Here is a 3,400-nt window from a genome sequence, read left to right as displayed (position 1 = left end):
CCCCTGATCCATGCCGACGAGGCGGACCTGTTCCTCGGCGAACTCGACGGCCAGTCCGACCCCGAGACCAAGCGCAAGATCATCGGCCGCCTGTTCATCGACGTGTTCCAGAAGCACGCCTCCGCCGTCGGCGGCGCCGAATTCCTGGCGCAGGGTACGCTTTACCCCGACGTGATCGAATCGGTCAGCTTTTCCGGCGGGCCCTCGGTCACGATCAAGTCGCACCACAATGTCGGCGGGTTGCCGGAAAAGATGGGGTTGAAGCTGGTCGAACCCCTGCGCGAACTCTTCAAGGATGAGGTCCGCGCCCTTGGCCACGAGCTTGGTCTGCCGCCGAGCTTCATCGGACGCCACCCCTTCCCCGGCCCCGGCCTCGCCATCCGTTGCCCGGGCGAGATCACCCGCGAAAAGCTCGACATCCTGCGGCAGGCCGATGCCGTCTATATCGACCAGATCCGCAAGCACGGGCTCTATGACGAGATCTGGCAGGCCTTCGCCGCCATTCTGCCGCTGAAGACGGTGGGCGTCATGGGCGACTACCGGACCTATGATTACGCGCTCTCCCTGCGGGCTGTGACCAGCGTCGACGGGATGACCGCCGACTATTACCCCTTCACTCACGATTTCCTTGGCGAAACCGCGACGCGGATCATCAACGAGGTACAGGGCGTCAATCGGGTCATGTATGACGTGACCTCGAAACCGCCCGGCACAATTGAGATGGAGTGATGTCCGCCCCCGCATTCGGGGGGGCGAAACGTTCCAGTGGAACCACTCAGATCCCTTTGCCGACTTTGCCCTATGCGCAACGCAAGCCGGGCGGGCGCCTGCCCGTGGGGTGGCGCAGCGACCTGAATTCAGGGCTGTTTATCGTCGCAAAGCCCCTCCGACCTTATGCGAAGTACGCCGCATCCAAAGCGCCAGCCCGCCGGGACGGGCAGGCGCTCGCCCGGCGCCTTCGGCTTGTTCCCGGGCTAAGGGCGCTTCTTTCTGAAAGTCCGCACTGTCCCGTTTTATTCGCTGGACCAGCCTGAGGTTTGGGGGCTGATCGGGCCTGCTACGGACGTTGAAAACCGGACAGCAGCACTCCGCTCTGGCCATCCCGGCCAAATTCCTCTAAGGCCACGCCAACCTCAGGAAACGGCAGACCCATGGACCTTCGCAATATCGCGATCATCGCGCACGTTGACCACGGCAAGACAACGCTCGTGGACGAACTTCTCAAGCAATCCGGAACCTACCGGGAAAATCAGGCCACGACCGAACGGGCGATGGACAGCAACGATATCGAGCGTGAGCGCGGTATCACCATTCTCGCCAAATGCACGAGCGTCGAGCACGGTGAGACCCGGATCAATATCGTCGACACGCCCGGTCACGCCGATTTCGGCGGTGAGGTCGAGCGTATCCTCAATATGGTCGACGGTGTTGTGCTGCTGGTCGATGCCGCCGAAGGGCCGATGCCGCAGACCAAATTCGTGACCTCGAAGGCGCTTGCCCTCGGCCTGCGCCCCATCGTCGTGCTGAACAAGGTCGACAAACCCGATGCAGAACCCGACCGGGCGCTGAACGAGGTTTTCGACCTCTTCGCCAACCTCGGTGCCGATGACGACCAGCTCGACTTCCCGCATCTTTACGCCTCGGGCCGCTCCGGCTGGGCGGATGCGGAACTGGACGGGCCGCGCGAGAACCTTGACGCGCTTTTCGACCTGATCGTCAAACACGTCCCCGCACCGCGCCAGATCGCTGATGCGGCGAAACCCTTCCGCATGCTGGCAACGACGCTGTCCGCCGACCCCTTCATCGGCCGCATCCTGACCGGCCGCGTGGAAAGCGGCACGCTGAAGGTCGGCGAGACGATCAAGGCACTGTCCCGCAAGGCCGAAAAGATCGAACAGTTCCGCGTGACCAAGATCCTCGCCTTCCGCGGCCTCGGCCAGCAGCCCATCGATGAGGCTGTCGCGGGGGATATCGTGACGCTTGCGGGTATGACCAAGGCCACCGTCGCCGACACGCTGTGTGATCTTTCCATCGACGTGCCGCTGCCCGCCCAGCCGATTGACCCGCCGACGATCTCGGTCACCTTCGGCATCAATGATTCACCGCTTGCGGGCAAGGACGGCAACAAGGTCCAGTCCCGTGTTATCCGTGAACGGCTGATGAAAGAGGCCGAAAGCAACGTCGCGATCCGGATCGAGGACACGCCGGGCGGCGAGGCCTTCATCGTTTCGGGGCGCGGCGAATTGCAGATGGGCGTTCTGATCGAAAACATGCGCCGCGAAGGGTTCGAGCTGTCAATCTCCCGTCCCCGCGTGATCTTCCGCGAGGAGGACGGCCAGAGGATGGAGCCGATCGAGGAAGTCATCGTTGATGTTGATGACGAATATTCCGGCGTGGTGATCGAAAAGCTGACCGGCCAGCGCAAGGGCGATCTGGCCGAGATGAAACCGGCGGGTGCCGGCAAGACCCGGATCGTCGCCCATGTGCCGTCGCGCGGTCTTATCGGCTATCACGGCCAGTTCCTGACCGACACCCGCGGCACCGGCGTTCTGAACCGTATCTTCCACGGCTGGGCGCCGCACAAGGGCCCGATCGACGGGCGCCATGTCGGAGTGCTGATCTCGATGGAGAACGGCGTTTCGGTGGCCTACGCTCTCTGGAACCTCGAAGATCGGGGCAAGCTTTTCATCGGCGCGCAGGAACAGGTCTATGAGGGGATGATCATCGGCGAACATTCCCGCGACAACGATCTGGAAGTGAACCCCCTCAAGGGCAAGAAGCTGACCAACGTCCGCGCGAGCGGTACGGATGAGGCGGTCCGCCTGACCCCGCCCGTGCGGATGAGCCTCGAAGAGGCCATCGCCTATGTGCAGGACGATGAACTGGTGGAGGTCACGCCAAAAATCGTCCGCCTCCGCAAACGCTTCCTCGACCCGCATGAACGCAAGCGGCAGGCGCGGGCGGGCTGACAGGCGTCATAGGGGAGGCGCGCAATATGTCATCGCCAGTTCGGAGCATCCTTCGCGTCGCCTCCCCCAACACGCCTCTTCGTCAAGCCAGTTGAACTTCAAAGCCTCGTCTAGCTTCTTGCTCCATGATTGAACATCTATGTCCGAAGCCGATTGTTCGACAATTTTGTCTGCGCGGCCATAGTCCTCTCTGGTTAGGATATCCCTGATAGGCTGCTCTTCGTTCGAGATCACTGCCAGAGGCTGGATCTCAAGTGACTTGAATTGGATTTGCTTCGCAGAACGCGGCATCCGACACAACAATCTAGGCTCGGACAGGTGTCTGACTTCGACTTCACCCGTAACTTCCGGTGTGAAAGGAACACTCTTTAACGCGCGTGCCTTTGCCAGACTGTCGCAGTTCAGCCTTGCATCAAAGACCACCTCAGAAC

3 protein-coding genes are annotated in these 3,400 nt (G+C 61.8%); 2 read left to right on the top strand and 1 reads right to left on the bottom strand.

Going from position 1 to position 3,400, the window contains the following annotated elements; genetic code table 11:
* Positions 1–729 (top strand): glutamine-hydrolyzing GMP synthase (gene guaA, locus WBB85_RS12170; RefSeq protein ID WP_432638878.1); only part of this gene is annotated, 729 nt, incomplete at its 5' end.
* Positions 730–1,151: 422 nt separating this feature from the next.
* Entirely contained in the window at positions 1,152–2,969 is a 1,818-nt protein-coding gene (gene typA, locus WBB85_RS12165; RefSeq protein WP_432638877.1) for a translational GTPase TypA, read from the top strand.
* A 6-nt stretch (positions 2,970–2,975) separates the two neighbouring features.
* Here the strand turns inward: typA and WBB85_RS12160 are convergent.
* On the bottom strand, positions 2,976–3,400 hold a 425-nt coding region (locus tag WBB85_RS12160), incomplete at its 5' end, for a hypothetical protein (protein WP_432638876.1).

The organism is Albidovulum sp. (genome assembly GCF_049646345.1).
Taxonomy (GTDB): Bacteria; Pseudomonadota; Alphaproteobacteria; order Rhodobacterales; family Rhodobacteraceae; genus Albidovulum.
The sequence above is the reverse complement of the archived record's forward strand: the minus strand, read 5'-3'. Positions and strand labels throughout refer to the sequence as shown.